We start from the raw sequence: 26,089 nt of genomic DNA, 5'->3' as shown, positions 1-26,089 counted from the left end.
CGCACGGGGCCGGGACGTCACGGCACCGGTTTTCCACAGGGCCTGGGTGATGGTCGTACCGGCCGGGCCGGTGCCCGGCGCGGTCGTCGTCGGCGCCGGGAGGGCCGCGGGAGGAGCCGTACCCGTGGGCGGGACCGGCGACAGGGCCGCACGGCTCTCCTGCGCAGCCGTACGGCCCTGTGGCCGCGAGCGCCCGACCCCCGTCCGGTCGCTCTGTGCCCCCGTCGTCACGCCGCGCGCGGCAGCCGGAGCCGGCGGGGGCGGTCGGTATGCGGCTCGGCGGCCGGGGTGCCGTGGCCGGCGCTCTGCGCGCGGCGGGCGGCACGGCGGGCGCGGACGACCTCGCGGGCCAGACGCTCCCGCTGGGCCGTGCGGCGCAGCTCGGCGGACCGGATCCGGTGCAGTTCGTACTCGTACATGGCGGTTCCTTCGGAAGAGGCGGTGTCGTGCGTCGCTTTCTGCGATGCCTCCACCTTCGTCTCCCAGGGGGGTGCGCCACATCGGGAGAGTTCCGCATCTTCGCGCGGCCGGGGGGCCGCACGCGCGCGTAAGGGGCCTTAGGGAATCCGTGAGGTGGTCACGGATGCCCTAAGGCCCCTGGGAACCGCGGGTGGTCAGCCGGCCGAGGGCACGCCGAGCAGTGCGTCGGAGTACTTCAGGACGGCCAGCAGCAGTCCGATGACGCCGAGCGAGACGCCCGCCCAGGCGACCGACCTGATCCAGGGTGCCTGCGGGCGGCCGGGGGCGCCGAACGCGGGCCGGGCCAGCACGACCACGCCGGTGACCAGCGCGGCCAGTGCGAACAGGCCGGCCCACAGGGCGGTGGTGTGCCAGGAGTCGCCGTAGACCTCCTTGAGCTGCCGGCCGACGCTCGCGGTGGAGGACGTCTGGAGCTGGCCGACGAGCTGCTCGCGGGCGGAGGCGACGGTGCCGATCCAGCCGCCGGTGAGCGAGACCAGGCCCAGCGCGGCGGAGACGACCGCCCCGGCGCCCTGACCGGTGCCGGAGGACACCTTGGCACCGGCGGCGTCCGCCGCCGGCTCTCCCGCCTCGTCGGACGCGTCGTGCTCGGCGTTCCCGTCCTCCCCGGTGTGCTCGGCGTGCGCCGCGTCCGGGGCCTCCCCGGCGTCGCGTTCCCCGGCCTCGGCGGTCCGGCCGTCCTGCCCCTCCCCGGCGGTACCGGCCACCGCCGTCGTCTCGTCGTCCTTGCGCGCCTCGGTCGCGGCCTCGGCGCCTTCCGCTGTCTTCGTTGCCATGCCTGGCACCGTACGGACGCTCTCTGAGAGGTCCCTTAATGATCGGAAACCGTGTCAGGCGCCGTCGTGCGCGCCGCGCGCGCGTGCCGCACGCCACTCGGGCGCGAGCAGCGCCCAGATCTCGGTGCTGGTGCGCACACCCCGGTGGAGGTAGTTCTCGCGCAGCACACCCTCGCGGGTCATGCCGAGGCGCCGGGCCACGGCGATGCTCGGCTCGTTGGCCGAGGACACGTACCACTCCACCCGGTGCATGCCGCGCTCCTCGAAGGCCCAGTCGAGCAGCACCCGCAGGCCGCGCGTGACCAGTCCGCGGCCGGCCGCCGACGGCTCCAGCCAGCAGCCGGCCTCGCAGACGCCGCCCGGGGTGTCCCAGACCCGGAACAGCAGGCCGCCGACGAGCCTGCCGTCCAGCCAGATCCCGTGCACGCTGCCCGCGTCGGCACCCCGCTTGTCGGCGTAGGATTTCAGCCAGGCACGGGCGCCGTCGAGGTCGCGGACCGCGTCCGCCAGGCCGACGTGCCGGCCGATGAACTCCCGTCCCCGGTCGATGCAGGCGAGGAGCTGCCCGGCGTGCCACACCTCCAGGGGGCGCAGTTCGGCGCCGTCGTCACCGAGCGATGTCGCGTACATCGTGCCGTTCTTCCTTCCGCAGTTCGTCCGCCGGCTTCCGGGGTTCGTCCGCCGGGGCCCGGCCGAGCCTCTCACAGGGCACCGGGACGTCAGTCGGACTGGTCCCCGAGCGCCATGGCCATCGTTCCCACGATCAGCAGCCACAGGGCCCTGCGGGTACGGCCCCTGGCCCCGAGCACCGTGGCGAGCGCGCACACGGCGGCTCCCAGGGCGTAGGCGGCGGGCACCGGCGCCGGGGCGGATCCGGCCGCCCGGAGCAGCGCGGCGGCCAGGCCGGCGGACGTCAGCAGCGCGCCGGTACCGGCGGCGGCCCAGCGGGCCCGCCGGGCGTCCCCGGCGTACTCCCCGCTGTCCTCGGTGTCCTCGGTGTCCTCGGCCATCGCGGTGTCGTCGGCGTCCTCGGCGTCCTCGGCTATCGCGGGGCGGGTGTCGGAATCGGTGCGTCCACTCATGGCGCGCGAGCGTACCGCCTCCGTCCCCGAAAACCGGGTGCGGGGCGGCCTTCGGCGGCCGGGGAGGACCGCTCATCGCGCGGGAGCAGCCGTACGGCCCCGGAGGACATGCCTCCGGGGCCGTACGGAACGGTGCGGGCTCAGCCCTCGCCGACGCCCAGCCGTTCCAGGATCAGCTCCTTGACGCGGGCCGCGTCGGCCTGGCCGCGGGTGGCCTTCATGACCGCGCCGACCAGGGCGCCGGCCGCGGCCACCTTGCCACCGCGGATCTTGTCCGCGATGCCGGGGTTGCCGGCGATGGCCTCGTCGACCGCCGTACCGAGTGCGGAGTCGTCGGAGACGACCTTCAGACCGCGCTTGTCGACGACCTCGTCGGGGGTGCCCTCGCCCGCGAGGACGCCCTCGATGACCTGGCGGGCCAGCTTGTCGTTCAGGTCACCCTTCGCGACCAGCTCGGTGACCCGGGCCACCTGCTGCGGGGTGATCGCCAGCTCGTCCAGGGTCTTGCCGGACTCGTTGGCGCTGCGCGCCAGCTCGCCCATCCACCACTTGCGGGCGGAGGCCGCGTCCGCGCCGGCGTCGATCGTGGCGACGATCGGCTCCAGCGCGCCGGCGTTGAGGATCGCCTGCATGTCGGTGGCCGAGATGCCCCACTCGGCCAGCAGCCGGGTGCGGCGGGCCAGCGGCAGCTCGGGCAGGGCCGCGCGGATCTCCTCGACCCACTCGCGCGTGGGCGCGACCGGCACCAGGTCGGGCTCCGGGAAGTACCGGTAGTCCTCGGCCTCCTCCTTCACTCGGCCCGAGGTCGTGGACCCCGTGTCCTCGTGGAAGTGGCGGGTCTCCTGGATGATCGTGCCGCCGGAGGACAGCACGGCCGCGTGCCGCTGGATCTCGAAGCGGGCGGCGCGCTCCACGGACCGCAGCGAGTTGACGTTCTTCGTCTCGGAACGCGTACCGAACTTCTCGGTGCCGTGGGGGCGCAGCGACAGGTTCACGTCGCAGCGCATCTGGCCCATCTCCATGCGGGCCTCGGACACGCCGAGGGCCCGGATGACCTCGCGCAGCTCGCGGACGTACGCCTTCGCCACCTCGGGCGCGCGCTCGCCGGCCCCCTCGATCGGCTTGGTGACGATCTCGATGAGCGGGATGCCGGCGCGGTTGTAGTCCAGCAGGGAGTGGGACGCGCCGTGGATACGGCCCGTGGCGCCGCCGACGTGCGTCGACTTGCCGGTGTCCTCCTCCATGTGGGCGCGCTCGATCTCCACGCGGAAGGTCTCGCCGTCCTCCAGCTGCACGTCGAGGTAGCCGTTGAAGGCGATCGGCTCGTCGTACTGGGAGGTCTGGAAGTTCTTCGGCATGTCCGGATAGAAGTAGTTCTTCCGGGCGAAGCGGCACCACTCGGCGATCTCGCAGTTCAGCGCGAGACCGATCTTGATCGCGGACTCGACGCCGGTCGCGTTGACGACCGGGAGCGCGCCGGGCAGCCCGAGGCAGGTCGGGCAGGTCTGCGAGTTCGGCTCGGCCCCGAGCGTGGTCGAACAGCCGCAGAACATCTTGGTCTTGGTGCCGAGTTCGACATGGACCTCAAGGCCCATGACGGGGTCGTACGACGCCAGCGCGTCCTCGTACGACACCAGGTCGGTCGTGGTGGTCACGGTGAAACTTCCCTCTCAGCCCAGCAGGACGTCGTCGTCGCCCAGCCGCTTCAGCTCGCGGTAGAGGATGGCGAGGCCGGTGGCGATGCCGGCGGCGGTGACGACGGCGTCGACGAGTCGCAGCGTGTCGTTCTCGGCGCGGGCCTTCTTGATCTGCTTCAGGGCGCCGACCGCGCCGAACGCGGTGGCGGCCATGGACAGGTACGTACCGGACTTGGACTTCTTGAAGCCCTTGGCCTTGGTCAGTGCACTCACAGCGACGGTGCCTCCTCCAGCAGCGGGTGTCCCCACTTTTCCACGAAGGCGGCCTCGACGGCGGCGCCCACCTTGTACAGCCGGTCGTCCTGCAGCGCCGGGGCGATGATCTGCAGACCCACCGGGAGATTGTCCTCCGGGGCGAGGCCGCAGGGCAGGGACATGGCCGCGTTGCCCGCCAGGTTGGTCGGGATGGTGCACAGGTCCGCGAGGTACATCGCCATCGGGTCGTCGGCGCGCTCGCCGATCGCGAAGGCGGTGGTCGGGGTCGTCGGGGAGACGATCACGTCGACCTGCTCGAAGGCCTTCTCGAAGTCCCGCGTGATGAGCGTGCGGACCTTCTGCGCGGAGCCGTAGTACGCGTCGTAGTAGCCGCTCGACAGGGCGTACGTGCCGAGCATGATGCGGCGCTTGACCTCGGGGCCGAAGCCGGCCTCACGGGTGAGGGAGGTGACCTCCTCGGCCGAGTGGCTGCCGTCGTCGCCCGCGCGCAGGCCGTAGCGCAGGCCGTCGAAGCGGGCGAGGTTGGAGGAGCACTCGGACGGCGCGATCAGGTAGTACGCCGACAGGGCGAGGTCGAAGGACGGGCAGTCCAGCTCGACGATCTCGGCGCCCAGCTCCTTGAGCAGTTCGACCGACTCGTCGAAGCGCTGGATGACACCGGCCTGGTAACCCTCGCCACGGAACTGCTTGACCACGCCGACGCGCATGCCGGCGACGGAGCCGTTGCGGGCGGCCTCGACGACCGGCGGGACCGGGGCGTCGATGGAGGTGGAGTCCAGCGGGTCGTGCCCGGCGATGACCTCGTGCAGCAGGGCCGCGTCCAGGACCGTACGGGCACAGGGGCCGCCCTGGTCGAGGGAGGAGGAGAAGGCGACCATGCCGAAGCGGGACACCGCGCCGTACGTCGGCTTCACGCCGACCGTGCCGGTGACGGCGGCCGGCTGGCGGATGGAGCCGCCGGTGTCGGTGCCGATGGCGAGCGGGGCCTGGTAGGCGGCGAGCGCGGCGGAGGAGCCACCGCCGGAACCGCCGGGGATCCTCGTGAGGTCCCAGGGGTTGCCGGTGGGGCCGTAGGCGCTGTTCTCGGTGGAGGACCCCATGGCGAACTCGTCCATGTTGGTCTTGCCGAGGATGACGACGTCGGCGGCCTTCAGCCGCTTGGTGAGCGTCGCGTCGTACGGCGGGATCCAGCCCTCCAGGATCTTCGAGCCGACGGTCGTGGGCACGCCCTCGGTGGTGAAGATGTCCTTGAGCGCGAGCGGGACGCCGGCCAGCGGGCCGAGCTTCTCGCCGCGCGCCCGCTTCTCGTCCACGGCGCGGGCCTGGGCGAGGGCGCCCTCGCGGTCGACGTGGAGGAAGGCGTGCACCTTCTCGTCGACGGCCTCGATCCGGGCGAGGTGGGCCTCGGTGACCTCGACGGCCGTGAGCTCGCCGGAGGCGATCTTCTCGGCGATCTGCGCGGCCGTGAGCTTGATGATGTTGCTGTCCGTCATGGTGGTCACTCCTCCCCCAGGATCTGCGGCACCTTGAAACGCTGCTGCTCCTGGGCGGGGGCGCCGGAGAGCGCCTGCTCGGGGGTGAGCGAGGGACGGACCTCGTCCGCGCGCATGACGTTCGTCAGCGGGAGCGGGTGCGAGGTCGGCGGTACGTCTTGGTCGGCGACCTCGCTGACGCGGGCGACCGCGCCGATGATGTCGTCGAGCTGTCCCGCGAAGTGGTCGAGTTCTTCGGGCTTCAGCTCCAGACGCGCCAGCCGGGCGAGGTGGGCGACCTCCTCGCGCGTGATGCCAGGCATGCAGCGATCCTCTGGGTGAGTGTGAGTGCTTTGAGCCCAATCCTATGGGGCGGGCCCCGGTACCCGTGAAACGGTTTCCCCGGGCGCCCCCCTCACCGGTGCCGGCCGTCCCACGCCTCGCTCTTCAGGAAGTGGTTGTCGTACAGCTCCTGGACCTCCAGCAGGCTCTCCGGGGTGGCCTCGCCGGCGCGGATGCGCTGGATGTGACGGAAGTACTCGAAGCGTTCGACGCCGGGGGCGATGACGATGAGCAGGTCGGCGGTGCTGCCGGGCGTGGCGGCGAAGGCGTGGGGCCGGTCCGGCGGGACGATGACCAGGTCACCGCGCCCGGCGGTGACGACGTCGTCACCGGAGAGTACCTCGGCCTCGCCGTCGAGCAGGTAGAACATCTCGGCCGAGTTGTGGTGCACATGCGGACGGGCTCCGTCGGCCCCCTCGGCGAGGGTGACCCGCACGGTGGACAGCGCGCCGCCGGCCGCGCTGCTGTCGGCCAGCAGCCTGACGGCGACGGGGGCTCCGCCGACGACCTCGGCCTCGGCGTCCCGGACCAGTACGGTCTCGTCGAACCTCGGTACGAACAGCGACATGACACATCCCCTTTGTCCGGCGGTCAGACCGCGAAGAGCAGTCCGCCACTGATCAGGACAACGACCGCGGTGGCGAAGTGGATCCCGAAGGCGACGGCTTTCGTGCCGCCGTTGCGCAGGACTATCAGGGTGTCGACGAGCGGTACGAGCGCCACGCAGACCATGAACCAGGCTTCGGCGCGGGCCCCCGCGAAGGCGAGCAGGGCGAGGCCCAGCAGCCCGAAGGTGCCGTCCCTGAGCCCCTTGACGGACAGGTAGGCGCGAGCGTCGCCGCGCGGGTCGGCCGGGACGCCGTAGCCGGCCGCGGCGGGGGCGGGCCGGAACCAGAACCGGTAGCCGAGGAACACGCAGAACAGGTCGAGCAGGACGGCCAGGGTGTACGCGGTGACGGTCACGTTCGCTTCTCCTCTTGCCGGGAGTCTTGCCGGGTGTCTTGCCTGTTTTCTTGTCTGTCTTCCCGTCTTTCTAGCAGCGCTAGCGACAAGAGCGAGGCTAGCAGAGCGCCGACAGATTGGCTAGCACTGCTAGAATCGGCGCATGTCGATCCAGACACGCAGGGAACGCGAACGAGCCGAGCGCCGGCGGCTGATCGTCACGGCCGCGCAGGAGCTGGCGGAGGCCGAGGGCTGGGACGCGGTGACCACCCGCCGGCTGGCCGCCGAGATCGAGTACAGCCAGCCGGTCCTCTACAGCCACTTCAAGGGCAAGGACGCGATCATGGCGGCGGTCGCGGTGCAGGGCTGCGCCGACCTGGCGGCGGAGCTGCGGCAGGCGCGCGCGGCGGCGCACGGCACGCGGGAGGCGCTGGCGGCGGTGGCGGAGACGTACACGTCCTTCGCGCGGCGCCGGCCCGCGCTCTACGACGCGATCTTCACCCACCCGGTGGACCTGCCGTTCGCCACGGAGGACGCACCGGCACCGCTGCGGGAGGCGTTCACCGAGCTGCTCCTCGCGGTGGAACCGATCGCGGCGCGGGGTGACGAACCGGATCTGCTGACGGAGACGTTCTGGGCGGCCCTGCACGGTCTGGTCACGCTGATGCGCAGCGGACGGCTGCCGGAACACGCGCGCGAACGGCGGCTGGCCCTGCTGATCGGCCACTTCGCGGGCGGCTGAGCGCGCGCGGGGAGCTGAGCGCGCGGGGAGCTGAGCGCGCGGGGAGCTGAGCGCGCGGGGGCTACTCGGCGGCGGGCAGCGCGGCGGTCGGCCGCTGCCATCCGCGGGATCCCCGGGCCAGCAGCCAGGCCGTCGCCTCCTCGGGGGGCATCGCGGCGGCGACCAGCCACCCCTGCACGGCGTCACAGCCCAGGTCGCGCAGCCGCTCCCAGGTCTCGTCGTCCTCGACGCCCTCGGCCACGACCAGCAGGCCCAGCGAATGGGCGAGGTCGACGGTGCAGCGCACGATCGCGGCGTCCTCGGCGTCGACGGCCAGCCGGGCGACGAAGGAACGGTCGATCTTCAGCTCGCTGACGGGCAGCCGCCGCAGGTGCACCAGGGAGGAGTACCCGGTGCCGAAGTCGTCCAGGGACATCTTCACGCCGTGCCCGGTGAGCCCGGCGAGGGTGTCGGCGGCCCGCTGCGGGTCCTCCAGCAGGACGTGTTCCGTTATCTCCAGCTGGAGCGCCCCGGCGGGCACGCCGTGCCGGGCCAGCCGGGCGGCGACGGAGCCGGCGAAGCCGGGGGTGTGGACGTCACGGGGGGAGACGTTGACGGCGACCGGCACCCGGAGGCCCTGCGCGCGCCAGAGGGCGACCTGACCGAGCGCGGTCTCCAGGACGTACTCGGTGAGGTGGGGCATCAGCCCCGACGACTCGGCTATCGCTATGAACTCGTCCGGCGGCACCTTCCCGCGCTCGGGATGCACCCAGCGGACCAGTGCCTCCAGGCCGGCGACCTGCCCGTCGAAGCGGACCTTGGGCTGGTAGTGGAGCTGTACCTCGTGCGCGTCCAGGGCCCGGCGCAGGTCGCCCAGCAGGCCGAGGCGGTCGGGGGTGTTGGAGTCCCGCTTGGACTCGTACACCTCGACGCCCGTACGGTCCCTCTTCGCCTGGTACATCGCGACGTCGGCGCGGCGCAGCAGCCCTTCGGCGTCGAGCGCGTGATCGGGGAAGACGGCGACGCCGGCGCTGGCCTCCAGGACGAGGGTGAGCCCGTCCAGGTCGAGCGGGGAGCTGAGGGCGGCGACGAGGCCGCGGGCGACGCGGGTGGCCGACGTGGTGGAGTCGGCGACGGGCAGTAAGACGGCGAACTCGTCCCCGCCGAGCCGGGCGGCCTCGGCGCCGCGCGGCAGGGCGAGCCGCAGCCGGTCGGCTATCTGGAGCAGCAGCCGGTCACCGGCCAGATGACCGAGCGTGTCGTTCACCGACCGGAAGCGGTCGAGGTCTATGAGCATGAGCGCGGCGCGGGCCCCGATGCGCTCGGCGTCGTCCAGGGCGGTCCAGATCCGCTCCAGCAGCCACTGCCGGTTGGGCAGTCCGGTCAGCGGGTCGCGCAGCTGCTCCTCGGCGCGGGCGCGGGCCATCCACAACGTCGAGTCCAGGGCGATGAGCGGGATGGCGAACAGCGGGAGCAGGACCGGCTGGGCGTCGGCGACGACGCACAGCAGGGGCGCGATGCCGAGCAGCGCGACGGCGAGCAGTCCCTGTCTGACCAGGGCCGTGCGGGCGACGGTGGGAACCCTGCCGCCGCGCGGAGCGTACAGGTACCACAGCAGGCCGCGGCTGACGGCGAGGTAGGCGACGGCGACCAGGACGACCTCCGGGACCGTGGCGATGCTCCAGCTGTCCGGCCGCCAGGGCTCCTCCACGCTCGGGACCCGGCCGAACGCGCCGAGCAGCAGGGCGCCGACGCCGATGCCGAGGACGTCCACCGCGCCGTGCAGCACGCCCTGGCGCCAGTGGTGCCGTCGGGCGACGCCGACCAGGAGGACGACGGTGAGGCTGACCAGGCCGGCCGGCAGCCAGCCGTACAGCAGCAGGACGGCGAGGGTGAGGGCGGCGCCCGATCCGGTGCCGCCCCACCAGCGGGCGCGGCCCAGCATGACGAGGTGGCCGACGATGACGCCGGTGAGCAGGGCCAGCGCCCAGCCGACCGTGCCGCAGGGGAACAGGGCGTGGTGGCCGGTGTAGGCGCGGTAGAAGCCTGCGCCCAGGGCGAGTCCCGCGGCGGCGACGACGGCCGCGGGCAGCGCCGGCCAGGGCAGGTGCCGTTCGGTGTCGGCGCCGGCCAGGCCGGAGGCGGGCGCGATGAGCGACGGCAGGGGGGTGGGGGCTTCGGCGGCGGTGCCGGCGCGACGCGTTCGCATGCCCGAACGCCCGTCGGCCCGCCCGGTCCACCGGTGCCCGCGCCATGTGCCCGCGCGGCGGCGCAGACGCAGCCATGAGTCCGGGGCGGCGCTCTCGGTCGGTTCCATTCCCGTCCCTCTCACAGCCGGCGGTGCCCACGCCACGCGGCCCGACGCCCGACAACCATCAGCAGCTCCGCGTCGAAGAAACCTTCCCCGGGCCACTGGAGGGCACGGAGATGCCCCAGCCGTAGCTGGGCACGGCAGGCGCACACCTCAACAGTAGGCCGCGGAAGGCTTCCACGGGCAGCGGTCTCCGACGGTTGCCCGAATGCGCCCGGGCCACCCGTATGCAACTGATATGCGCCGATCGGGTGGCCTTCAACCGCTACTCCCCGGTCGGAAGCGCGACTTCGGCCGCCGCTTCGGGGCCCTGCTCCAAGAGGACGCCGAAACCGTCCTCGTTCAGAACAGGAACCTTCGCTTGCATGGCCTTGTCGTACTTCGATCCGGGGTTGTCACCCACAACGACGAACGAGGTCTTCTTCGAGACAGAACCGGTCACCTTCGCGCCCTGCCGCTGCAGAGCCTCCTTGGCGCCGTCGCGGGTGTGGTTCTCCAGCGTGCCGGTGACGACGACCGTGAGCCCCTCCAGCGGACGCGGGCCCTCGTCCTCGCCGGTCGACTCCTCCTCCAGCGGGACTCCGGCGGCCTTCCACTTGCGGACGATCTCGCGGTGCCAGTCCTCGGCGAACCATTCCTTGAGGGCGGCGGCGATGATCGGGCCGACGCCGTCGGTGGCCGCCAGCTCCTCCTCGGTGGCCTGTTCGATGCGGTCGACGGAGCGGAACTCGCGCGCGAGGGCCTGCGCGGCCACCGGTCCCACATGCCGGATGGACAGCCCGTTGAGGAAGCGGGCCAGCGGACGGGCCTTGGCCGCCTCGATGTTCGCGAGCAGGGCGAGGGTGTTCTTCTTCGGCTCGCCCTTCTGGTTGGCGAAGACCGTGACGACCTTCTCCTCGCCGGTCTTGGGGTCGCGCTTGGGCAGGCCGCTGTCCGGGTCGAGGACATGGGCCTTGATGGGCAGCAGCTTCTCCACCGTCAGGTCGAACAGGTCGCCCTCGTCCACCAGCGGCGGGTCGGCCGGCTCCAGCGGACGGGTCAGCGCGGCGGCGGCCACCTGCCCGAAGTGCTCGATGTCCAGGCACTCGCGGCCCGCCAGATACGAGACCCGCTCGCGCAACTGGGCCGGGCACGTACGGGCGTTGGGGCACCGGAGGTCGATGTCGCCCTCCTTCATGGGCCGCAGCTCCGTGCCGCACTCAGGACACTTGCCCGGCATCACGAAGGCGCGCTCGCTGCCGTCGCGCAGGTCGACCACCGGGCCGAGGATCTCCGGGATGACGTCACCGGCCTTGCGGATGACCACGGTGTCGCCGATGAGCACGCCCTTGGCCTTGACGACCTCCTGGTTGTGCAGGGTGGCGAACTCCACCTCGCTGCCCGCGACCGTGACCGGCTCGACCTGGGCGTACGGCGTGACGCGGCCCGTGCGGCCGACGCCCACCTTGATGTCGACGAGCTTGGTGTTGACCTCCTCCGGCGCGTACTTGTAGGCGATCGCCCAGCGGGGAGCGCGCGCGGTGGAGCCGAGACGGCCCTGGAGCCGGATCTCGTCCAGCTTGACCACGACACCGTCGATCTCGTGCTCGACGGAGTGACGGTTCTCGCCGTAGTACGCGATGAACTCCCTGACGCCGTCGAGGCCGTCGACCACGCGGTTGTGCGGGGAGGTGGGCAGGCCCCAGGTCTTCAGCAGGTCGTACGCCTGGGAGAGCCGGGTCATGCCCGAGTAGCCCTCCAGGGCGCCGATGCCGTGGACGACCATGTGCAGCGGCCGGGTGGCGGTGACCCGGGGATCCTTCTGGCGCAGCGAACCGGCGGCGGCGTTGCGGGGGTTGGCGAAGGGCTTGTCACCGGCCGCGACCAGGCGTTCGTTCAGTTCGAGGAACTTCTCCATCGGGAAGTAGACCTCGCCGCGGACCTCCACCAGCTCGGGCACCTCGTCGCCGTCGAGGCGGTCGGGGATCTCCGCGATCGTGCGGACGTTCGGGGTGATGTCCTCGCCGGTGCGGCCGTCGCCGCGGGTGGCCGCGCGGGTCAGGCGGCCGTGCTCGTAGGTGAGGTTGACCGCGAGGCCGTCCACCTTCAGCTCGCACAGGAAGTGGTACTTCTGCTCGCCCAGTTCCCTGGCGATGCGGTCGGCCCAGGCGGCCAGCTCGTCGTCGTTGAAGGTGTTGTCGAGCGACAGCATCCGCTGGCGGTGCTCCACCGCCGTGAACTCCGTCGCGTACGACCCCGAGACCTTCTGGGTGGGCGAGTCCGGGGTGCGCAGCTCCGGATACTCCTCCTCCAGCGCCTCCAGAGTCTTCAGGAGCGTGTCGAACTCGGCGTCGCTGACGACCGGGGCGTCCTTCACGTAGTACCGGAAGCGGTGCTCCTCGATCTGCTCAGCGAGCTGCGCGTGCCTGTCACGTGCCTCGGCGGGCACTGCCGTCTCCGCCTGCTGCTTGTCGCCGGCCACCGTGTTGTCCTCCCGTTACTCTGGGTTGTCCGCGAGGGATCTCGCCGCCTGGACGCAGTGGGCGAGCGCGTGGCGTGCGTAAGCGGGGGAAGCGCCCGCCAGACCGCACGCCGGGGTCACCGTGACCGCCTCCGCGAGCAGCCCCGGATGCAGCCCCAGCCTGCGCCACAACGTCCTGACACCCATGACGCTACCGGCAGGGTCTGACAACGGGCCGTCCGTGCCCGGCACCACACCGGTGAACAGTCGCGTGCCGCCCTCCACGGCCTCACCGATCGCGTCGTCGTCACGCTCGGTGAGGAGCGTGAAGTCGAAGGAGACGGCCGCCGCGCCGGCCCGCCGCAGCAGCGCGAACGGCACGTCCGGGGCGCAGGAGTGGACGATCACGGGTCCGTCGCCGTGCGCGGCGACGACGTCCCGCAGCGTGGACTCCACGACCTGCCGGTCCACGGCGCGGTGCGTGCGGTAGCCGCTGGCCGAGCGCACCTGGCCGCGCAGGACCGCGGTCAGGGAGGGTTCGTCGAGCTGGAGGGCGAGCCGGGCACCGGGGATGCGGCGCCGTACCTCGTCGAGATGCAGCCGCAGCCCCTCGGCGAGCGAGGCGGCGAGGTCCCGGCACGCGCCGGGGTCCGACAGGGCGGCCTCGCCGTTCTTCAGCTCCAGGGCCGCGGCCAGCGTCCACGGCCCGACGGCCTGCACCTTCAGGTCGCCCTCGTAGCCCTGGGTGAACTCCTCCAGGGCGTCCAGGTCCTCGCCCAGCCAGGACCGCGCCCGCTTGGTGTCCCGGCCGGGCCGGTCCCCGATCCGCCATCCGCTGGGCTCCACGCGCGCGTACAGCTCGGCCAGCATCCCGGCGGTCCGGCCGATCATGTCGGCACCGGGGCCCCGGGCGGGCAGTTCGGGCAGGAACGGGAAGTCCTCGAAGCTGCCGGTGACGGTCTTCGCCGCCTCCCGGGCGTCCCCGCCGGGCATGGACCCGACTCCGGTGGCTCCCGCGAAGCTGATCGTGCTTTTTTCGCTCACTCCGGCAGGGTACGTAACGCGGGCCCGCCCTCGGTCCTGAGGCTCCGCAGCTCCGTGCGGTCGGTGTCGTCGAAGATCTCACCCAGCACGGGCCGGCCGGCGAGCGGATCGCCGGTGTCGCCGTCCGCGAGGAGCAGCGCGGCCTCGGTCCGGGGCCAGACCTCCGCCGGCCAGTCCCGGATCCCGGCGCCGTCCGCCCCGGTCACCGCCCCGGCCGTACCGACAGGTCGGTGATCTCGGCGTCCGCCGGCAGGTCCAGGGCCGTCAGGATCGCCGTGGCGACCGACTCGGGGTCGATCCACTTCGACGCGTCGTACTCCTTGCCCTCCTGCCGGTGCACCTTGGCCTGCATGGGGCTGGCGGTGCGGCCGGGGTAGACCGAGGTGACGCGGACGCCGGCCGCGTGCTCCTCCTGGCGCAGGGAGTCGGCGAGCGCCTTCAGGCCGTGCTTGGAGGCGGCGTAGGCGGACCAGCCGGCGTTCGCGCTGAGACCGGCGCCGGAGTTGACGAAGATCACATGGCCGCGCGCCGCCCGCAGCTGCGGCAGGAAGTGCCGGGTCAGCTCGGCGGGGGCGATCAGGTTGACGTTCAGCTGGTGGCGCCAGGACTTCGGGGTCAGGTCGCCGACATCGCCGAGGTCGACCACCCCGGCGATGTGCAGCAGGGAGTCCACCTGGTCCGGCAGGCTCTGGTGGGAGAACGCCCAGGACAGTTTGTCCGGGTCCGCGAGGTCGCCGACCAGGGTGCGCGCGCCCGGCAGCCCGGCCGCGAGTTCCTTCGCGCGGCCCGCGTCGCGCGCGTGCAGCACGATGTCGTCCCCGCGCGCGTGCAGCCGGCGGGCCACGGCCGCGCCGATGCCGGAACCGGCCCCGGTGATCACATGAGTAGCCATGCCCGCCATGCTCGCATCACCGGACGCCGGACTGCTCCTCCAGGTAGGCAAGCGCCCCGGCCGGCTCGTCCGCGAAGAAGACCAGCTCGGCCAGCGGGCGGGGCAGGAAGCCCTCGGCCTCCATGCGGCGGAACTGCTCCTGCAGACCGTCGTAGAAGCCCGCCGTGTTCAGCAGCACGACCGGCTTCGCGGTGCGGCCGTGCTTCTTCAGCTCCAGGATCTCGGTGGCCTCGTCCAGCGTGCCGGTGCCGCCCACCATGATCACCACGGCGTCGGCCTTCTCCAGCAGCAGCTTCTTGCGTTCGGCCAGGTCGGCCGCGATGACCATCTCGTCCGCGCCGGGCCGTGCCTTGTTCGCCAGGAACTCCACGGAGACGCCCAGCAGCCTGCCGCCCGCCTCCTGCACCCCGTCGGCGACCACCTTCATCAGACCGGAGTCTGAGCCGCCCCAGACCAGGGTGTGGCCGGCCTTGCCGATCAGTTCCGCGAACTCGCGCGCGGGGCGCGTGTAACGCTCGTCGAGGTCGGCGGCGGACAGGAAGACGCAGATGTTCACGACCTCTACCGTACGGTCCCCCGCCGGGCGGGAAGAAGTGCGGCCCGTGCGGTGCTGATCCGGTATGGCCCAAGGACACACGATCACCATCGAGAAGAGCGAGCGGCACGTGCGCGTGGTGCACGGCGGCCAGGTGCTCGCCGAGACCGACCGCCCCCTGGAGCTGCGCGAGACGGGCTGCGCGGTGCGGTACTACATCCCCGCCGAGGACGTACGCCTGGATCTGCTGACGCCCTCCGACACCCACACCGTCTGCCCCTTCAAGGGCACGGCGTCCTACTGGTCGCTGCCGGACGCGCCCGACCTCGTCTGGGCCTACCCGGACCCGAAGCCGGGCGTCGCCGAGATCAGGGACCACTACTGCTTCTACGACAACGAGGTCTCATGACCACCCCCGGCACCGCCGTGTCGTGACCGATGAGTCCATGGCCGTGCGGCAGTCTGCACGGCCATGGACAAGAAGACCACTTCCCGCGACGGCACCTCCCTCGCGTACGCAGTGACCGGCCAGGGGCCCACGGTGATCCTGGTGAGCGGCGCGATGTCCACCGGCGGCACGATGGCGCCCCTGGCGCAGCGCCTCGCGGACCACTGCACGGCCGTCGTCTACGACCGCCGGGGCCGCGGCGCGAGCGGTGACACGGCGCCGTACGCGGTCGACCGGGAGATCGAGGACCTGAGCGCGCTCATCGACGCGGTGGGCGGCGACGCCGCGCTGTTCGGGGTCTCCTCGGGCGGCGCGCTGGTCCTGCACGCGGCGGCGAGCGGGCTGCCGGTCAACCGGGCGGCGGTGTACGAGGTGCCGTACGCCGACCACCTGGCGGACGGAGCCGCGCGGGAGGCCGCCTACAAGGAGCGGCTGAACAAGGCGCTCGGCGAGGGCCGGCGGGGGGACGCGGTGGAGCTGTTCCTGCGCCTGACGGGCCTCGGTGAGGAGATGGTCCAGGGCGCCCGCCAGTCCCCCATGTGGGCCGGCATGGAGGCTGTCGCGCCCAGCCTCGCCCACGACGACACGGTCATGGGCGACGGTCTGCTCCCCCGGGACCGGCTCGCCGCGATCACCGTGCCCGTGCTCGCGGTCGCGGGCGGCGCGAGCCCGGAGTGGATGCGCACGGCGTCCCGGGAGATCGCGGAGACCGTGCCGCAGGGCGCGTACCGGGTCCTGGAGGGCCAGACCCACATGGTGGAGCCGGAGGTGCTGGGGCCGGTGCTGACCGAGTTCTTCGCCCGGTAGCCGCCCGCGGCTGCGGAGCCCCGCGGCGGGCGGGCGCCCCGCGCCGGCTCAGAGCGCCGGTGCCGTCGCGCGCGTGGTGGACGAGATCGTCGCCGAGCCCACCACGCGCGTGCCGTCGTACAGCACGATCGCCTGGCCGGGGGCGACCCCGCGGACCGGCTCGGCGAAGGTGACGTGCAGGGCGCCGTCGACCGGTTCCGCGGTCACCTCGGTCTCGCCGCCGTGGGCGCGCAGCTGGGCGGTGTAGGTGCCGGGGCCGGCCGGGGCGGTGCCGCACCAGCGCGGCTTGATCGCCGTCAGGGCGGTGACGTCCAGGGCGGCGGCCGGGCCTACGGTGACCGTGTTGGTGACCGGGGAGATGTCGAGGACGTAGCGGGGCTTGCCGTCCGGGGCCGGGGTGCCGATCCGCAGGCCCTTGCGCTGGCCGATGGTGAAGCCGTACGCGCCCTCGTGCGTGCCCAGCCGGGCGCCGGACTCGTCCACGATGTCGCCCTCGGCCCGGCCGAGCCGCTTGGCCAGGAACCCCTGGGTGTCGCCGTCGGCGATGAAGCAGATGTCGTGCGAGTCGGGCTTCTTGGCCACGGCCAGGCCCCGGCGCTCGGCCTCCGCGCGGATCTCCTCCTTGGTGGTGACCGTGTCGCCGAGCGGGAACATCGCGTGCGCCAGCTGCCTCTCGTCCAGCACACCGAGGACGTACGACTGGTCCTTCGCCATGTCGGAGGCGCGGTGCAGCTCCCGGGAGCCGTCCGCGTTCACGACCACCTGGGCGTAGTGGCCGGTGCACACGGCGTCGAAGCCGAGGGCGAGCGCCTTGTCCAGCAGCGCGGCGAACTTGATCTTCTCGTTGCAGCGCAGGCACGGGTTCGGTGTGCGGCCGGCCTCGTACTCGGCGACGAAGTCCTCGACGACGTCCTCGCGGAAGCGGTCGGCGAGGTCCCAGACGTAGAAGGGGATGCCGATGACGTCGGCCGCGCGGCGGGCGTCTCGCGAGTCCTCGATGGTGCAACAGCCCCGCGCGCCGGTTCGGAAGGACTGCGGGTTCGCGGAGAGCGCGAGGTGGACGCCGGTGACGTCGTGGCCTGCTTCCGCGGCGCGCGCGGCGGCGACGGCGGAATCGACCCCGCCGGACATGGCGGCGAGGACGCGAAGGGGGCGGGTGCGCTGCGGGGTGTCAGTCATAACCCTTCCAGGGTACGGGGGGCGGGAACCTGGTCCGTCGGCCATCCGTTGACGGGCACATGGGGGAGACGACGCGGGCGGCGGGGGACGGGGACCGGCGGCTGGGGCGGCGGGCCCTGCTCGTCGGCGGGGCCGCGGCGGCGGTGGGCTCGGCGGTGCTGGCCCGCGAGACGCTGTCCCACCTGTGGTGGCGGCTGCCGGGGGTGGACAAGCCGCGTGTGGCGGGCGCGGTGGACTACCGGGGCGCCCGCTGGGTGGCGGCCTCGCCCGCGAACTACCGGCGGGCGGACCGCCCGGACGACTATCCGGTGGACCGGGTCGTCGTCCATGTCACGCAGGGTGGCTACGCGTCGGCGGTCAAGGCCTTCCAGGACCCGTCGCACGGGGCCGCGGCGCACTACGTCGTGCGCGAGGACGGCCGGATCACCCAGCTGGTCCGGGAGCTGGACGTGGCCTTCCACGCGGGCAACCGGCAGTACAACGAGCGCAGTGTCGGCATCGAGCACGAGGGCTTCGTGGCGGACGCCTCGTCCTTCACGGACGCCATGTACGCGGCCTCGGCCCGGCTGACGGCGGCGGTGTGCCGGCGCTACGGCATGCCCGCCGACCGGGAGCACATCATCGGGCATGTGGAGGTGCCGGGGACGGACCACACGGACCCGGGGCGCTTCTGGGACTGGGAGCGGTACATACGCCTGGCCCGCGCCGCGCCCGCCCGCCGGGGCCCCGGGGGCGAACGGCCCTAGGTGAGCCCCGCCGCCCGGGCCCGCTCCACCGCCGGGCCGATCGCCTTCGCGACGGCCTCGACGTCCGCTTCCGTGGAGGTGTGGCCGAGCGAGAAGCGCAGGGTGCCGCGGGCCAGGTCCGGGTCGGTGCCGGTGGCGAGCAGGACATGGCTGGGCTGGGCGACGCCCGCGGTGCAGGCGGAGCCGGTGGAACACTCGATGCCCTGGGCGTCCAGCAGGAGCAGCAGGGAGTCGCCCTCGCAGCCGGGGAAGGTGAAGTGGGCGTTGGCCGGGAGCCGCCCGCCGGGGTCCGGGTCGCCGCCGAGGATCGCGTCGGGGACGGCGTCGCGCACGGCGTGGACCAGCTGGTCGCGCAGCGCGCCGATCTCCCGCGCGAACCACTCGCGCTGCTCGGCGGCGAGCCGGCCGGCGACGGCGAAGGAGGCGACGGCCGGGACGTCGAGCGTGCCGGAGCGGACGTGCCGCTCCTGCCCGCCGCCGTGCAGTACGGGTACGGGGGTGTACTCGCGGCCCAGAACGAGGGCGCCGATGCCGTACGGGCCGCCGATCTTGTGGCCCGACACCGTCATCGCGGCCAGGCCCGAGCCCTCGAAGTCGACCGGCACCTGACCGAACGCCTGGACCGCGTCGGCGTGCAGGGGCACACCCGACTCGGCCGCGACGTCGGCGAGTTCACGGACCGGCATGAGCGTGCCGATCTCGTTGTTGGCCCACATCACGGTGGCCAGGGCGACGTCGTCGGGGTTGCGGGCGATGGCCTCGCGCAGTGCCTCGGGGTGGACCCGGCCGTGGGAGTCGACGGGAAGGTACTCCACGGTGGCGCCCTCGTGTTCGCCGAGCCAGTGCACGGCGTCCAGCACGGCGTGGTGCTCGACGGGGCTGGCCAGGACCCGGGTGCGGGCCGCGTCGGCGTCCCGGCGGGACCAGTACAGGCCCTTCACGGCGAGGTTGTCGGCTTCGGTGCCGCCCGAGGTGAAGACGACCTCGCTGGGGCGGGCGCCCAGCGCTTCCGCGAGGGTTTCGCGGGATTCCTCGACCGTACGGCGGGCCTGTCGGCCGGACGCGTGGAGGGAGGAGGCGTTGCCCGTGATGCTCAGCAGGGCGGTCAGTGCCTCTGCCGCCTCCGGGAGCATCGGGGTCGTCGCGGCGTGGTCGAGGTAAGCCATGGTGAGGTGATTCTACGGCTCCCGCCCAGTCGGCCTCGGCTGCGAGGGTGCGGGCACTTCAGCGGCCTCCGGCCGACCGGCGGCCCCGTCGTCCTCGGGGCCCGGTCCTCGGCGCTCTCGCCCCGGCCGTCTGTCACAGGCTCCAGGAAACGGTCCCCGAGATCTCCATCGCCGTCACCAGGACAGCCAGGTCGGCGATGCCCAGCGCCAGGCCCAGGTAGGCGCGGCCCGGGCGCGACGTACCGCGCCAGAGGGCGACCACGGCGAGCACGATGGCGGTCGGGCCGAGGAAGAGGTTGAGGACGAGCAGGCCGAGGAGGCCGAGGATGAAGGACGCGACGGCCATGCCGTCGGCGTCGCGGGTGCGGGGACGGGCGTCGGTGCGGCCGGGGGCCGGTGCGGTGAGGTGCATGGTGCTCAGCTCCTGAGGTCCTTTCCTGCGGTCAGTCGGCCGAGGTGCGCCGGCGGGCGTGGCGCTCGCGGAGCGCGAAGACGCCGAGCCAGACGGCGATGACGGCGGCCAGGAGGCCGGTGACGGTGAGCGGCGCGTGGGCGACGGTGCCCAGCACGACTCCGAGCAGCATGAGTGCGGCGACGAGGAACAGCATGGATGGGATCCCCCCTCCGAGATGCCTGGTGTTCGGCCGGTGTGAAGTTTCGGTGAACAGTTGTAGTAACACTTGTTCACTGACTTCGAGTCTAGCGCTTCCGGCGGCTTTTCAATTCCAGAGAACAGTTGTTAACTGGATGACATGAGTCACACCCTCGGCATCCGGCAGGCCCAGAAGCAGAAGACCCGGCAGGCGTTCCTCGACGCGGCGCTCACTCTGCTGGAGGAGCAGAGCCTGAGCAGTCTGGGCCTGCGCGAGGTCACCCGGGCCGTCGGTGTCGCCCCGACCGCCTTCTACCGGCACTTCCGCTCGACCGCCGACCTCGGTGTGGCCCTGGTCGACGAGGCGCTGGGCAGTCTGCACCCGATGGTGCGGACGACGGTGTCCACGACGGGCGACAGCGAGGAACGCATCACGCGCGCCGTCGAACTGATCGCCGGTCACGTGGACGCGCACCCCGCGCACGTCCGCTTCATCGCCCGGGAGCGGCACGGCGGGGTCCAGCCGGTGCGCGAGGCCATCCGCGCCCAACTGTCCCGGTTCGCCGAGGAGGTGAAGACCGAGCTGGCCAAGGACCCGGAGGCGGAGGGCTGGAGCGACGACGACCTGCTGATGCTCGCGCACCTCTACGTCGACCAGATGCTCATCACCGCCTCCCTGTTCCTGGAGGCCCTGGAGGCCCCGGCCGAGGAACGGGAGCGGGTGACCCAGCTCGCCACCCGCCAGCTGCGCCTCATCACCATCGGCCGCGGCCACTGGCTCGACTGAGCGCGACGGGGAGGACCAGGCCGGGGGGGAGCCGACGTTCCCCCCGGAACGCCGCACAGGCCGGTCCGCGCGGTGACCCGCTCGCTCCGGCGTCGCCGCCGGGCAGAGGCGCCGGCCGGCCGGCGGCCATCCGGCGGAGGCCGCCGTGCAGTTCGCGTCCACCCGCGCGGTGACGTCGACGGCCCCGGGCCGGGGCCGCCCCTCAGGCGCCGGGTCCCATGGATCCGCCCGAAGAACCACGTACAGGCCGCCCCGCCGGGACGCCACACCGTACGGACCCCGCCCGAAGAGCCGCGTGCGGGCCGCCCCTCCGGAGTGCCGGGCCCCGCCCGGAGAGCCGCGTGGGGGCCGCACCTCCCGGGGTGCCGGGCCCCGCCCGAAGAGCCGCCGTGCGGGCCGCACCCCCCGGGGTGCCGGGCCCCGCCCGAAGAACCGCCTGCGGGCCGCACCTCCCGGAGTGCGGGGTGCCGGGCGCCGCCCGAAGAACCGCCTGCGGGCCGCACCTCCCGGGGTACCGGGCACCCGCCCGAAGAACCGCCTGCGGGCCGCCCCTCCGGAGTGCCGGACCCCGCCCGAAGAGCCGCCTGCGGGCCGTCCCTCCGGGGCGACCGGGCGCCGGGCCTCCCCCGTGCGCGTCAGGGCCGGGTCCCGAAGGGGGCGGTCCTTTCGGGAGGCCGGGGGCGGCCGGGGTGAGGGTTGCTCAGCTGAGCCTGACTCGGGCCAGCTGGCGGGACTGCGCGACCAGCCGGTCCTCGCTGTCCCACACCTCGGCGTCCTCCTCCAGGAAACCGCCGGCCAGGTTTCGGGTGGTGATCGACACCCGCAGGGGGCCGGGGGCCGGGCGGTGACGGACGTGGACCGTCAGCTCCACGGTCGGAACCCAGCCCTTCAGGCCCAGCTCGAAGGCGGTGGGCGGCAGGGCGTCCACGGCGAGGAGCAGGGAGAGCGGGTCGGCGTCGCGACCGTCGGCGAGGCCGAGCCAGGCGCGCATCTCACCCTTGCCGGAGGGCGTGCCGAGCGCCCAGCCGAGGGTGGCGGGGTCCAGCTTGAGCATCAGCCGGTCGGCGATGGCGGAGCTGCCGTCGACCGGCGCGGGTCCGTCCTCGGGGCCGAAGCACTGGTCCATCGGCGGGATCGGGGGCGGGGTTGCGGTCGTACGGACGTCGTCGGGGAGCGTGGCGAGATCGCCGTAGGAGGCGAGGACGCGGATGCGCTCGACCTCGTTGCCCTCGTCGTCGTACTGGAAGAGCGAGGCCTGGCCGGTGGAGAGGGTCCGGCCGGTCCGGACGGTCTCGGTGCGGATGACCGCGGGGCCGGGCCGGGAGGCGGTCAGGTAGTGCGCGGAGACGGAGAAGGGGTCCGCGTGGGGCAGGGTGTCCGCGAGGGCCCGGCCGAGCACGGCCAGCAGGTAGCCGCCGTTGACGGCGCGGATGATGGTCCAGCCGGCCGAGAGGTCGATGTCGTAGACGCCGGGCTCGCGCCGGGTGACCGCCGTGTCGCGGTCGAACTCGCTGTCGCCGATCACGGCCCGCGGCGGGAAGGGGGCGGTGGCTGCTTCTGGCATGCGTGAACGGTACAGCAGGAAACTACTAAGCGGTAGCTTTCTATCCTGCCCCGCCGTGCACATGATCTTCCCTCCGGGTGAGAGTCGGGCAATTTCTCGGTAAGTGCCCGGAAACCTCCACAACCTGGGGCCCCCGATCTCCCTCTATGGGGACATGAGCCTCACCGGGACTCCGTTCCTCTGCACGACCGTCGTACTGACCGCGATCGCCCTCCTACTGCCGCTCGTGCTGTGGTCGCGGATACGCGGACCGAAGCCCCTGCGGGGCGCGGTCCGCGTGCTGATGCTGCTGTTCGCCCAGGGCACGGCCGTCACGCTGGTCTTCGTCCTGGTCAACAACCAGAACGGCCTGTACGACGACTGGGCCGACCTGCTCGGCACCGGCAACCACGTCCAGCAGGCCGCCGACCTCGGAAAGGACGGCACCGGCGGCATCGCGATGCGACGGCTGCCCGCGGTCCGCCAGACCTTCACGGCAGCCGACGGTCCCGGCATGCACACGGCCGGCGGGGTGCGCGTCACCCAGCTCAAGGGCCGCGTCTCCGGGGTGAACGCCGAGGTCTACGTCTGGCTTCCGCCCCAGTACGACGACCCGGCCTACCGGCACCGGAAGTTCCCGGTGGTGGAACTGCTGCCGGGCTACCCGGGTTCGGCGAAGGCGTGGTTCGGGGCGATGCGGACCCACGAGCAGCTGCTGCCGCTGATGCGGAGCGGCGAGGTGGCGCCGTTCATCCTGGTCGCCCCGCGCACCAACCTGCTGGCCGGCGTGGACACCGGCTGCGCCAACGTCCCGGGCCAGGTGAACGCCGACAGCTGGCTCAGCATCGACGTGCCGAAGATGGTCAAGGACAACTTCCGGGTCCAGCCGGCCCCCCACGGCTGGGCGGTGGCCGGCTACTCGGCGGGCGCGCACTGCGCGGTCAAGCTGGCCGTGGCGCACCCCGACCGGTACCGGGCCGCGGTGAGCATGTCCGGCTACAACGACCCGATCGGCGAACGCAACTCCCTCGCCGCCCAGACCCCCGCCCTGCGCGCCGCGAACAACCCCTTCCTGCTGCTGCGGAAGGCGGCCGTACCGCCTCCGGTCGCGCTGTACCTGTCCGGCCAGTCCGGCGACGGCTACCAGGCGGGGGCGGCCCTGGAGTCCGTCGCCAAGGCGCCGACCACCGTGCGCGTGGTGTTCCTGCCGCGCAGCGCGGGCGGCCACACCATGGAGCTGTGGCGCCCGCAGGTCGACACCGTCTTCCGCTGGCTGACCCTGCAGATGGGCCAGAGCCGTGCCAAGGGGCGCGACACCTCCGTCGCCGGGTCTACTCCTCGGTCACCGTCGACCGGCGGTTCCAGGCACGAGGCGCTCGCCAGTGGAAGCGCATCGCGAGCAGCCGCAGCACGAAAGCCGTGACCACCGCGAGCCCGCTGGTGAACGGGGTCAGCGTGGCGTAGCGGATGCACAGGACGACCATCGTGGCGCCGACGATCGCCGGGACCGCGTACAGGTCGCGGTCCCAGCGCAGCAGCGAGGGCACCTCGTTGGCCAGCACGTCCCGCAGGACGCCGCCGCCCACGGCGGTGGCCAGGCCCAGCGTCGCGGACGCGGTCAGGCCGAGGCCGTAGCTGTACGCCTTCGTCGTGCCGCTGACGCAGAACAGACCGAGGCCGGCCGCGTCGAAGACGAGCACCGCCGCCTGGATGCGCTCCACGTGCGGGTGCAGGAAGAAGACGACGAGCGTGGCGATCAGCGGGGTGAGGAAGTACCCGAGGTCCGTGAAGGCGGCCGGGGGTACGGCTCCGATGACCAGGTCGCGGAACAGCCCGCCGCCCAGCGCGGTGACCTCGGCGAGGACGGCGATGCCGAAGACGTCGAAGTTCTTCCGGACGGCCAGCAGGGCGCCGGAGATCGCGAACACGAAGATGCCGATCACATCGAGCGTGTGCTGGACGGAGGGACTGAAGAGTTGCTGGATCTGCACCCTGACATTCTCACCTGTCAGGAGTCGTGGACCTTACAATGCCAGGCTCACAGGGCGGGCTTCCCGGTGCTGAACAGCCAGGTGTCGAAGAGGTCGTCCAGCTGCTGCCCGCTGACGTGCTCGGCGAGGCGGATGAAGTCGGCGGTGCTGGCGTTGCCGTAGCGGTGGAGCTTGGTCCAGGCGGGCAGCAGCCGGAAGAAGGCCGTGTCGCCGATCCGCTCGCGCAGCGCCTGGAGCGTCATCGCGCCGCGCTGGTAGACGGCGGAGGAGAACATCGTGTCCCGCTGCGGGTCGGCCACCTTTATCTGCCAGAAGGCGGAGTCGGCGGGCCGCGAGTTGTAGCCGGCGAGGAAGGAGTCGTGGGCGGAGCGGGTGCCCTGGTGCTCGGCCCACAGCCACTGGGCGTAGGTGGCGAAGCCCTCGTTGAGCCAGATGTCCTTCCACTGCGCCACGCTCACGGAGTCGCCGAACCACTGGTGGGCCAGCTCGTGCACGATGGTCGTCTCGTTGCGCACGGCCGAGTAGGCGGGCTTGCTCTGCACCTCCAGGGAGAAGCCGGCATCGGGCATGTCGTCGACGATCGCGCCGGTCTCCTCGAACGGGTAGGGCCCGAAGACCTGCGACCAGTAGTCGGTGGCGGCGGCGGTGACGGCGTACACGTCGACGCTGTTGCCGTTCTTCAGCACGGGGTCGATAGCGACGTAGATCGGGATGCCGCCGGGGGTCCGACCGGTGCGTACGTCGAACTTCCCGATGGTGGCGGTGGCGAGGTAGGTGGCCATCGGCCGGCTCTCCCGCCAGTGCGTGTACGTCGAACCGTGCCGGTCGTACGTCGACACGAGCCGGCCGTTGGAGACTCCGGTCAGGCCCTCGGGCGCCTTGATCCGGATGTCGTACGTGGCCTTGTCGGCGGGGTGGTCGCTGGACGGGAACCAGGTGGAGGCGGCGTTGGGCTCACAGGCGACGAAGACCCCGTCGTCGGTCTTCATCCAGCCGTACCGGGAGCCGAACACGATCGGGCCGCCGAGGGCTTCGGGGACACCGCCGTAGGTGACGGAGACGGTGAAGGTGCGGCCCTCGCGCAGGACGTCGCGTGGAGTGACGGTGATCTCGTCGCCGTCGCGGGTGAACCGGGCGCGCCTGCCGTCGACCTCGACGCGGGTGACCTGGAGCTGCTGCAGGTCGAGGTCGAAGGAGGAGAGGTCCTGCGTCGCCAGCGCGCGCAGGGTCGTACGGCCGTCCATGCGGCCGGTGTCCGGGGCGTAGGCGATGTCCAGGTCGTAGTGACGGGCGTCGAAGCCGCCGTTGCCGAGCTGGGGGAAGTAGGGGTCGCCTATGCCGGGCGCGCCGGGGGTGGGGGCGGAGGAGGCCGCGATGACGAAGAAGGAGGCCGCCGCGGTGACGACAGCCCCTATACGTGCCGAACGGGAGAGTGCCATGGTCGTCCCTTTCGAGCCTGTGCCGATCTTGCTCGGACACGGACGACTCTGCACTCTCCTGTTCGGGCATGTACATGACTTTGCCCAGTCGTCATGTGCTACTTGTCGGTTGACTCCTGGGAGTCGGTGCCGGCCCGACGAGCCGTCTCCTCGGCGGCGGCCGTCGGCTCCTCGGCGGGAGCGTCGGTGGCCGCGCCGGCGGGGGCGGCGGGCTCCTCGGCGGGGGCGTCGGCACCGGCCGCGGGCTTCCCGGCCGAGACCTTCGCACCGGGACCGGTCTTCACCCCGGACACCTCGGCCTCGGCCTCGGCCGGAGCCTGGGTCTCCGCGGAAGCGCCGGTCTCCGAGGAGGCTTCCGCCTTGGCGGCAGCCTCCGCCTTGGCGGCAGCCTCCGCCTTGGCGGGAGCCTCCGTCTTGGCGGGAGCCTCCGTCTTGGCGGGA

General features: G+C 72.6%; 29 protein-coding genes and 1 pseudogene. 6 read left to right on the top strand and 24 right to left on the bottom strand.

The window, feature by feature from the left end; all coding sequences use genetic code 11:
- Positions 1–227 precede the first annotated feature (227 nt).
- From AB0B40_RS26265 to AB0B40_RS26220, 10 genes are all read right to left on the bottom strand, one after another.
- Complete coding sequence (locus AB0B40_RS26265) at positions 228–419, bottom strand: hypothetical protein (RefSeq protein WP_345057125.1); 192 nt, start codon at positions 417–419, stop codon at positions 228–230.
- A 195-nt stretch (positions 420–614) separates the two neighbouring features.
- Entirely contained in the window at positions 615–1,256 is a 642-nt protein-coding gene (locus tag AB0B40_RS26260; RefSeq protein ID WP_345057123.1) for a hypothetical protein, read from the bottom strand.
- A 54-nt stretch (positions 1,257–1,310) separates the two neighbouring features.
- A complete protein-coding gene (locus AB0B40_RS26255) occupies positions 1,311–1,886 on the bottom strand; it encodes a GNAT family protein (protein ID WP_345057121.1) in 576 nt (191 codons plus the stop codon).
- An 89-nt stretch (positions 1,887–1,975) separates the two neighbouring features.
- Positions 1,976–2,338: a hypothetical protein gene (locus AB0B40_RS26250; protein WP_345057119.1), complete on the bottom strand. Its 363-nt coding sequence runs from the start codon at positions 2,336–2,338 to the stop codon at positions 1,976–1,978.
- A gap of 140 nt (positions 2,339–2,478) precedes the next feature.
- Positions 2,479–3,993: an Asp-tRNA(Asn)/Glu-tRNA(Gln) amidotransferase subunit GatB gene (gene gatB / locus AB0B40_RS26245; protein WP_345057117.1), complete on the bottom strand. Its 1,515-nt coding sequence runs from the start codon at positions 3,991–3,993 to the stop codon at positions 2,479–2,481.
- Between the two features lie 15 nt (positions 3,994–4,008).
- Entirely contained in the window at positions 4,009–4,248 is a 240-nt protein-coding gene (locus AB0B40_RS26240) for a hypothetical protein (RefSeq protein WP_345057115.1), read from the bottom strand.
- A complete protein-coding gene (gene gatA, locus AB0B40_RS26235) occupies positions 4,245–5,744 on the bottom strand; it encodes an Asp-tRNA(Asn)/Glu-tRNA(Gln) amidotransferase subunit GatA (RefSeq protein WP_345057113.1) in 1,500 nt (499 codons plus the stop codon). The genes AB0B40_RS26240 and gatA overlap by 4 nt, the downstream gene beginning before the upstream one ends.
- Positions 5,745–5,749: 5 nt before the next feature.
- Positions 5,750–6,046, bottom strand: coding sequence for an Asp-tRNA(Asn)/Glu-tRNA(Gln) amidotransferase subunit GatC (gatC, locus tag AB0B40_RS26230; protein WP_006130840.1), 297 nt, complete (start codon positions 6,044–6,046; stop codon positions 5,750–5,752).
- 92 nt (positions 6,047–6,138) lie between these two features.
- Positions 6,139–6,633 (bottom strand): cupin domain-containing protein, encoded by a 495-nt coding sequence (locus tag AB0B40_RS26225; RefSeq protein WP_345057111.1) that lies wholly within the window; start codon positions 6,631–6,633, stop codon positions 6,139–6,141.
- Positions 6,634–6,656: 23 nt separating this feature from the next.
- Positions 6,657–7,028 carry a DUF4267 domain-containing protein gene (locus AB0B40_RS26220; RefSeq protein ID WP_362265868.1) on the bottom strand — a complete coding sequence of 124 codons (372 nt, stop codon included), beginning with the start codon at positions 7,026–7,028 and terminating at the stop codon, positions 6,657–6,659.
- Positions 7,029–7,170: 142 nt separating this feature from the next.
- Here AB0B40_RS26220 and AB0B40_RS26215 point away from each other — a divergent pair, with 142 nt between their 5' ends.
- Positions 7,171–7,749 (top strand): TetR/AcrR family transcriptional regulator, encoded by a 579-nt coding sequence (locus AB0B40_RS26215; RefSeq protein WP_345057107.1) that lies wholly within the window; start codon positions 7,171–7,173, stop codon positions 7,747–7,749.
- Positions 7,750–7,810: 61 nt separating this feature from the next.
- Here AB0B40_RS26215 and AB0B40_RS26210 read toward each other — a convergent pair whose 3' ends face one another.
- The 6 genes from AB0B40_RS26210 to AB0B40_RS26185 form a co-directional block, all read right to left on the bottom strand.
- Entirely contained in the window at positions 7,811–10,045 is a 2,235-nt protein-coding gene (locus AB0B40_RS26210) for a bifunctional diguanylate cyclase/phosphodiesterase (protein WP_345057105.1), read from the bottom strand.
- Positions 10,046–10,304: 259 nt separating this feature from the next.
- Positions 10,305–12,500 (bottom strand): NAD-dependent DNA ligase LigA, encoded by a 2,196-nt coding sequence (gene ligA, locus AB0B40_RS26205; RefSeq protein WP_362265866.1) that lies wholly within the window; start codon positions 12,498–12,500, stop codon positions 10,305–10,307.
- A 15-nt stretch (positions 12,501–12,515) separates the two neighbouring features.
- A complete protein-coding gene (locus tag AB0B40_RS26200; RefSeq protein WP_345057129.1) occupies positions 12,516–13,472 on the bottom strand; it encodes a methionine synthase in 957 nt (318 codons plus the stop codon).
- A 47-nt stretch (positions 13,473–13,519) separates the two neighbouring features.
- On the bottom strand, positions 13,520–13,729 hold the full coding sequence (locus AB0B40_RS26195; RefSeq protein ID WP_362265864.1) for a hypothetical protein: 210 nt from the start codon (positions 13,727–13,729) through the stop codon (positions 13,520–13,522).
- Positions 13,726–14,424 carry an SDR family oxidoreductase gene (locus AB0B40_RS26190; RefSeq protein ID WP_345057099.1) on the bottom strand — a complete coding sequence of 233 codons (699 nt, stop codon included), beginning with the start codon at positions 14,422–14,424 and terminating at the stop codon, positions 13,726–13,728. Before AB0B40_RS26190 ends, AB0B40_RS26195 begins: the two co-directional genes overlap by 4 nt.
- A gap of 7 nt (positions 14,425–14,431) precedes the next feature.
- Entirely contained in the window at positions 14,432–14,971 is a 540-nt protein-coding gene (locus tag AB0B40_RS26185) for a TIGR00730 family Rossman fold protein (protein ID WP_362265862.1), read from the bottom strand.
- A gap of 64 nt (positions 14,972–15,035) precedes the next feature.
- On the opposite strand from AB0B40_RS26185, the gene AB0B40_RS26180 reads away from it, so the two are divergent.
- Both AB0B40_RS26180 and AB0B40_RS26175 read left to right on the top strand, forming a co-directional pair.
- On the top strand, positions 15,036–15,359 hold the full coding sequence (locus AB0B40_RS26180; RefSeq protein WP_345057095.1) for a DUF427 domain-containing protein: 324 nt from the start codon (positions 15,036–15,038) through the stop codon (positions 15,357–15,359).
- A gap of 63 nt (positions 15,360–15,422) precedes the next feature.
- A complete protein-coding gene (locus AB0B40_RS26175) occupies positions 15,423–16,205 on the top strand; it encodes an alpha/beta hydrolase (RefSeq protein WP_362265860.1) in 783 nt (260 codons plus the stop codon).
- Positions 16,206–16,253: 48 nt separating this feature from the next.
- On the opposite strand, the gene mnmA is transcribed toward AB0B40_RS26175, so the two are convergent.
- Entirely contained in the window at positions 16,254–17,384 is a 1,131-nt protein-coding gene (gene mnmA / locus AB0B40_RS26170; protein ID WP_345057091.1) for a tRNA 2-thiouridine(34) synthase MnmA, read from the bottom strand.
- A gap of 59 nt (positions 17,385–17,443) precedes the next feature.
- Here mnmA and AB0B40_RS26165 point away from each other — a divergent pair, with 59 nt between their 5' ends.
- Complete coding sequence (locus AB0B40_RS26165) at positions 17,444–18,130, top strand: N-acetylmuramoyl-L-alanine amidase (protein WP_362265857.1); 687 nt, start codon at positions 17,444–17,446, stop codon at positions 18,128–18,130.
- Here the strand turns inward: AB0B40_RS26165 and AB0B40_RS26160 are convergent.
- The 3 genes from AB0B40_RS26160 to AB0B40_RS26150 form a co-directional block, all read right to left on the bottom strand.
- A complete protein-coding gene (locus AB0B40_RS26160; RefSeq protein WP_362265855.1) occupies positions 18,127–19,296 on the bottom strand; it encodes a cysteine desulfurase family protein in 1,170 nt (389 codons plus the stop codon). The genes AB0B40_RS26165 and AB0B40_RS26160 overlap by 4 nt on opposite strands.
- A 133-nt stretch (positions 19,297–19,429) precedes the next feature.
- Positions 19,430–19,708 (bottom strand): DUF4190 domain-containing protein, encoded by a 279-nt coding sequence (locus AB0B40_RS26155; protein ID WP_345057086.1) that lies wholly within the window; start codon positions 19,706–19,708, stop codon positions 19,430–19,432.
- 31 nt (positions 19,709–19,739) lie between these two features.
- Entirely contained in the window at positions 19,740–19,904 is a 165-nt protein-coding gene (locus tag AB0B40_RS26150) for a hypothetical protein (protein ID WP_345057084.1), read from the bottom strand.
- 144 nt (positions 19,905–20,048) lie between these two features.
- On the opposite strand from AB0B40_RS26150, the gene AB0B40_RS26145 reads away from it, so the two are divergent.
- Positions 20,049–20,675 (top strand): TetR family transcriptional regulator, encoded by a 627-nt coding sequence (locus tag AB0B40_RS26145; protein WP_362265854.1) that lies wholly within the window; start codon positions 20,049–20,051, stop codon positions 20,673–20,675.
- Between the two features lie 700 nt (positions 20,676–21,375).
- On the opposite strand, the gene AB0B40_RS26140 is transcribed toward AB0B40_RS26145, so the two are convergent.
- A complete protein-coding gene (locus tag AB0B40_RS26140; RefSeq protein WP_345047129.1) occupies positions 21,376–22,239 on the bottom strand; it encodes a thioesterase family protein in 864 nt (287 codons plus the stop codon).
- Positions 22,240–22,393: 154 nt separating this feature from the next.
- On the opposite strand from AB0B40_RS26140, the gene AB0B40_RS26135 reads away from it, so the two are divergent.
- Positions 22,394–23,641 carry an alpha/beta hydrolase-fold protein gene (locus AB0B40_RS26135; RefSeq protein ID WP_345047131.1) on the top strand — a complete coding sequence of 416 codons (1,248 nt, stop codon included), beginning with the start codon at positions 22,394–22,396 and terminating at the stop codon, positions 23,639–23,641.
- On the opposite strand, the gene AB0B40_RS26130 is transcribed toward AB0B40_RS26135, so the two are convergent.
- From AB0B40_RS26130 to AB0B40_RS26120, 3 genes and pseudogenes are all read right to left on the bottom strand, one after another.
- The gene (locus AB0B40_RS26130) at positions 23,550–24,209 is read right to left on the bottom strand and encodes a trimeric intracellular cation channel family protein (protein WP_345047132.1); all 660 of its coding nucleotides are present in this window, start codon (positions 24,207–24,209) and stop codon (positions 23,550–23,552) included. The two genes, AB0B40_RS26135 and AB0B40_RS26130, sit on opposite strands and share 92 nt — an antisense overlap.
- Before the next feature lie 47 nt (positions 24,210–24,256).
- Entirely contained in the window at positions 24,257–25,648 is a 1,392-nt protein-coding gene (locus AB0B40_RS26125; RefSeq protein ID WP_345047134.1) for a M1 family metallopeptidase, read from the bottom strand.
- A gap of 98 nt (positions 25,649–25,746) precedes the next feature.
- A pseudogene (locus tag AB0B40_RS26120) lies at positions 25,747–26,089 on the bottom strand (peptide ABC transporter ATP-binding protein); the annotation flags it as partial.

Origin of the sequence: Streptomyces sp. NPDC042638 (genome assembly GCF_040647235.1) — a bacterium.
GTDB lineage: Bacteria > Actinomycetota > Actinomycetes > Streptomycetales > Streptomycetaceae > Streptomyces > Streptomyces rameus.
The sequence above is the reverse complement of the archived record's forward strand: the minus strand, read 5'-3'. Positions and strand labels throughout refer to the sequence as shown.

Coding starts and splice junctions, on each gene's coding strand:
- AB0B40_RS26210 (WP_345057105.1), bottom strand. CDS start 10,045: ATGGAACCGACCGAGAGCGCCGCCCCGGACTCATGGCTGCGTCTGCGC.
- AB0B40_RS26175 (WP_362265860.1), top strand. CDS start 15,423: ATGGACAAGAAGACCACTTCCCGCGACGGCACCTCCCTCGCGTACGCA.
- AB0B40_RS26160 (WP_362265855.1), bottom strand. CDS start 19,296: ATGGCTTACCTCGACCACGCCGCGACGACCCCGATGCTCCCGGAGGCG.
- AB0B40_RS26125 (WP_345047134.1), bottom strand. CDS start 25,648: ATGGCACTCTCCCGTTCGGCACGTATAGGGGCTGTCGTCACCGCGGCG.
- AB0B40_RS26135 (WP_345047131.1), top strand. CDS start 22,394: ATGAGCCTCACCGGGACTCCGTTCCTCTGCACGACCGTCGTACTGACC.
- AB0B40_RS26165 (WP_362265857.1), top strand. CDS start 17,444: ATGGGGGAGACGACGCGGGCGGCGGGGGACGGGGACCGGCGGCTGGGG.
- gatC (WP_006130840.1), bottom strand. CDS start 6,046: ATGCCTGGCATCACGCGCGAGGAGGTCGCCCACCTCGCCCGGCTGGCG.
- AB0B40_RS26250 (WP_345057119.1), bottom strand. CDS start 2,338: ATGAGTGGACGCACCGATTCCGACACCCGCCCCGCGATAGCCGAGGAC.
- AB0B40_RS26260 (WP_345057123.1), bottom strand. CDS start 1,256: ATGGCAACGAAGACAGCGGAAGGCGCCGAGGCCGCGACCGAGGCGCGC.
- AB0B40_RS26265 (WP_345057125.1), bottom strand. CDS start 419: ATGTACGAGTACGAACTGCACCGGATCCGGTCCGCCGAGCTGCGCCGC.
- AB0B40_RS26225 (WP_345057111.1), bottom strand. CDS start 6,633: ATGTCGCTGTTCGTACCGAGGTTCGACGAGACCGTACTGGTCCGGGAC.
- AB0B40_RS26190 (WP_345057099.1), bottom strand. CDS start 14,424: ATGGCGGGCATGGCTACTCATGTGATCACCGGGGCCGGTTCCGGCATC.
- AB0B40_RS26200 (WP_345057129.1), bottom strand. CDS start 13,472: ATGCCCGGCGGGGACGCCCGGGAGGCGGCGAAGACCGTCACCGGCAGC.
- AB0B40_RS26155 (WP_345057086.1), bottom strand. CDS start 19,708: ATGCACCTCACCGCACCGGCCCCCGGCCGCACCGACGCCCGTCCCCGC.
- AB0B40_RS26145 (WP_362265854.1), top strand. CDS start 20,049: ATGAGTCACACCCTCGGCATCCGGCAGGCCCAGAAGCAGAAGACCCGG.
- mnmA (WP_345057091.1), bottom strand. CDS start 17,384: ATGACTGACACCCCGCAGCGCACCCGCCCCCTTCGCGTCCTCGCCGCC.
- AB0B40_RS26255 (WP_345057121.1), bottom strand. CDS start 1,886: ATGTACGCGACATCGCTCGGTGACGACGGCGCCGAACTGCGCCCCCTG.
- AB0B40_RS26180 (WP_345057095.1), top strand. CDS start 15,036: ATGGCCCAAGGACACACGATCACCATCGAGAAGAGCGAGCGGCACGTG.
- AB0B40_RS26150 (WP_345057084.1), bottom strand. CDS start 19,904: ATGCTGTTCCTCGTCGCCGCACTCATGCTGCTCGGAGTCGTGCTGGGC.
- AB0B40_RS26140 (WP_345047129.1), bottom strand. CDS start 22,239: ATGCCAGAAGCAGCCACCGCCCCCTTCCCGCCGCGGGCCGTGATCGGC.
- AB0B40_RS26215 (WP_345057107.1), top strand. CDS start 7,171: ATGTCGATCCAGACACGCAGGGAACGCGAACGAGCCGAGCGCCGGCGG.
- gatA (WP_345057113.1), bottom strand. CDS start 5,744: ATGACGGACAGCAACATCATCAAGCTCACGGCCGCGCAGATCGCCGAG.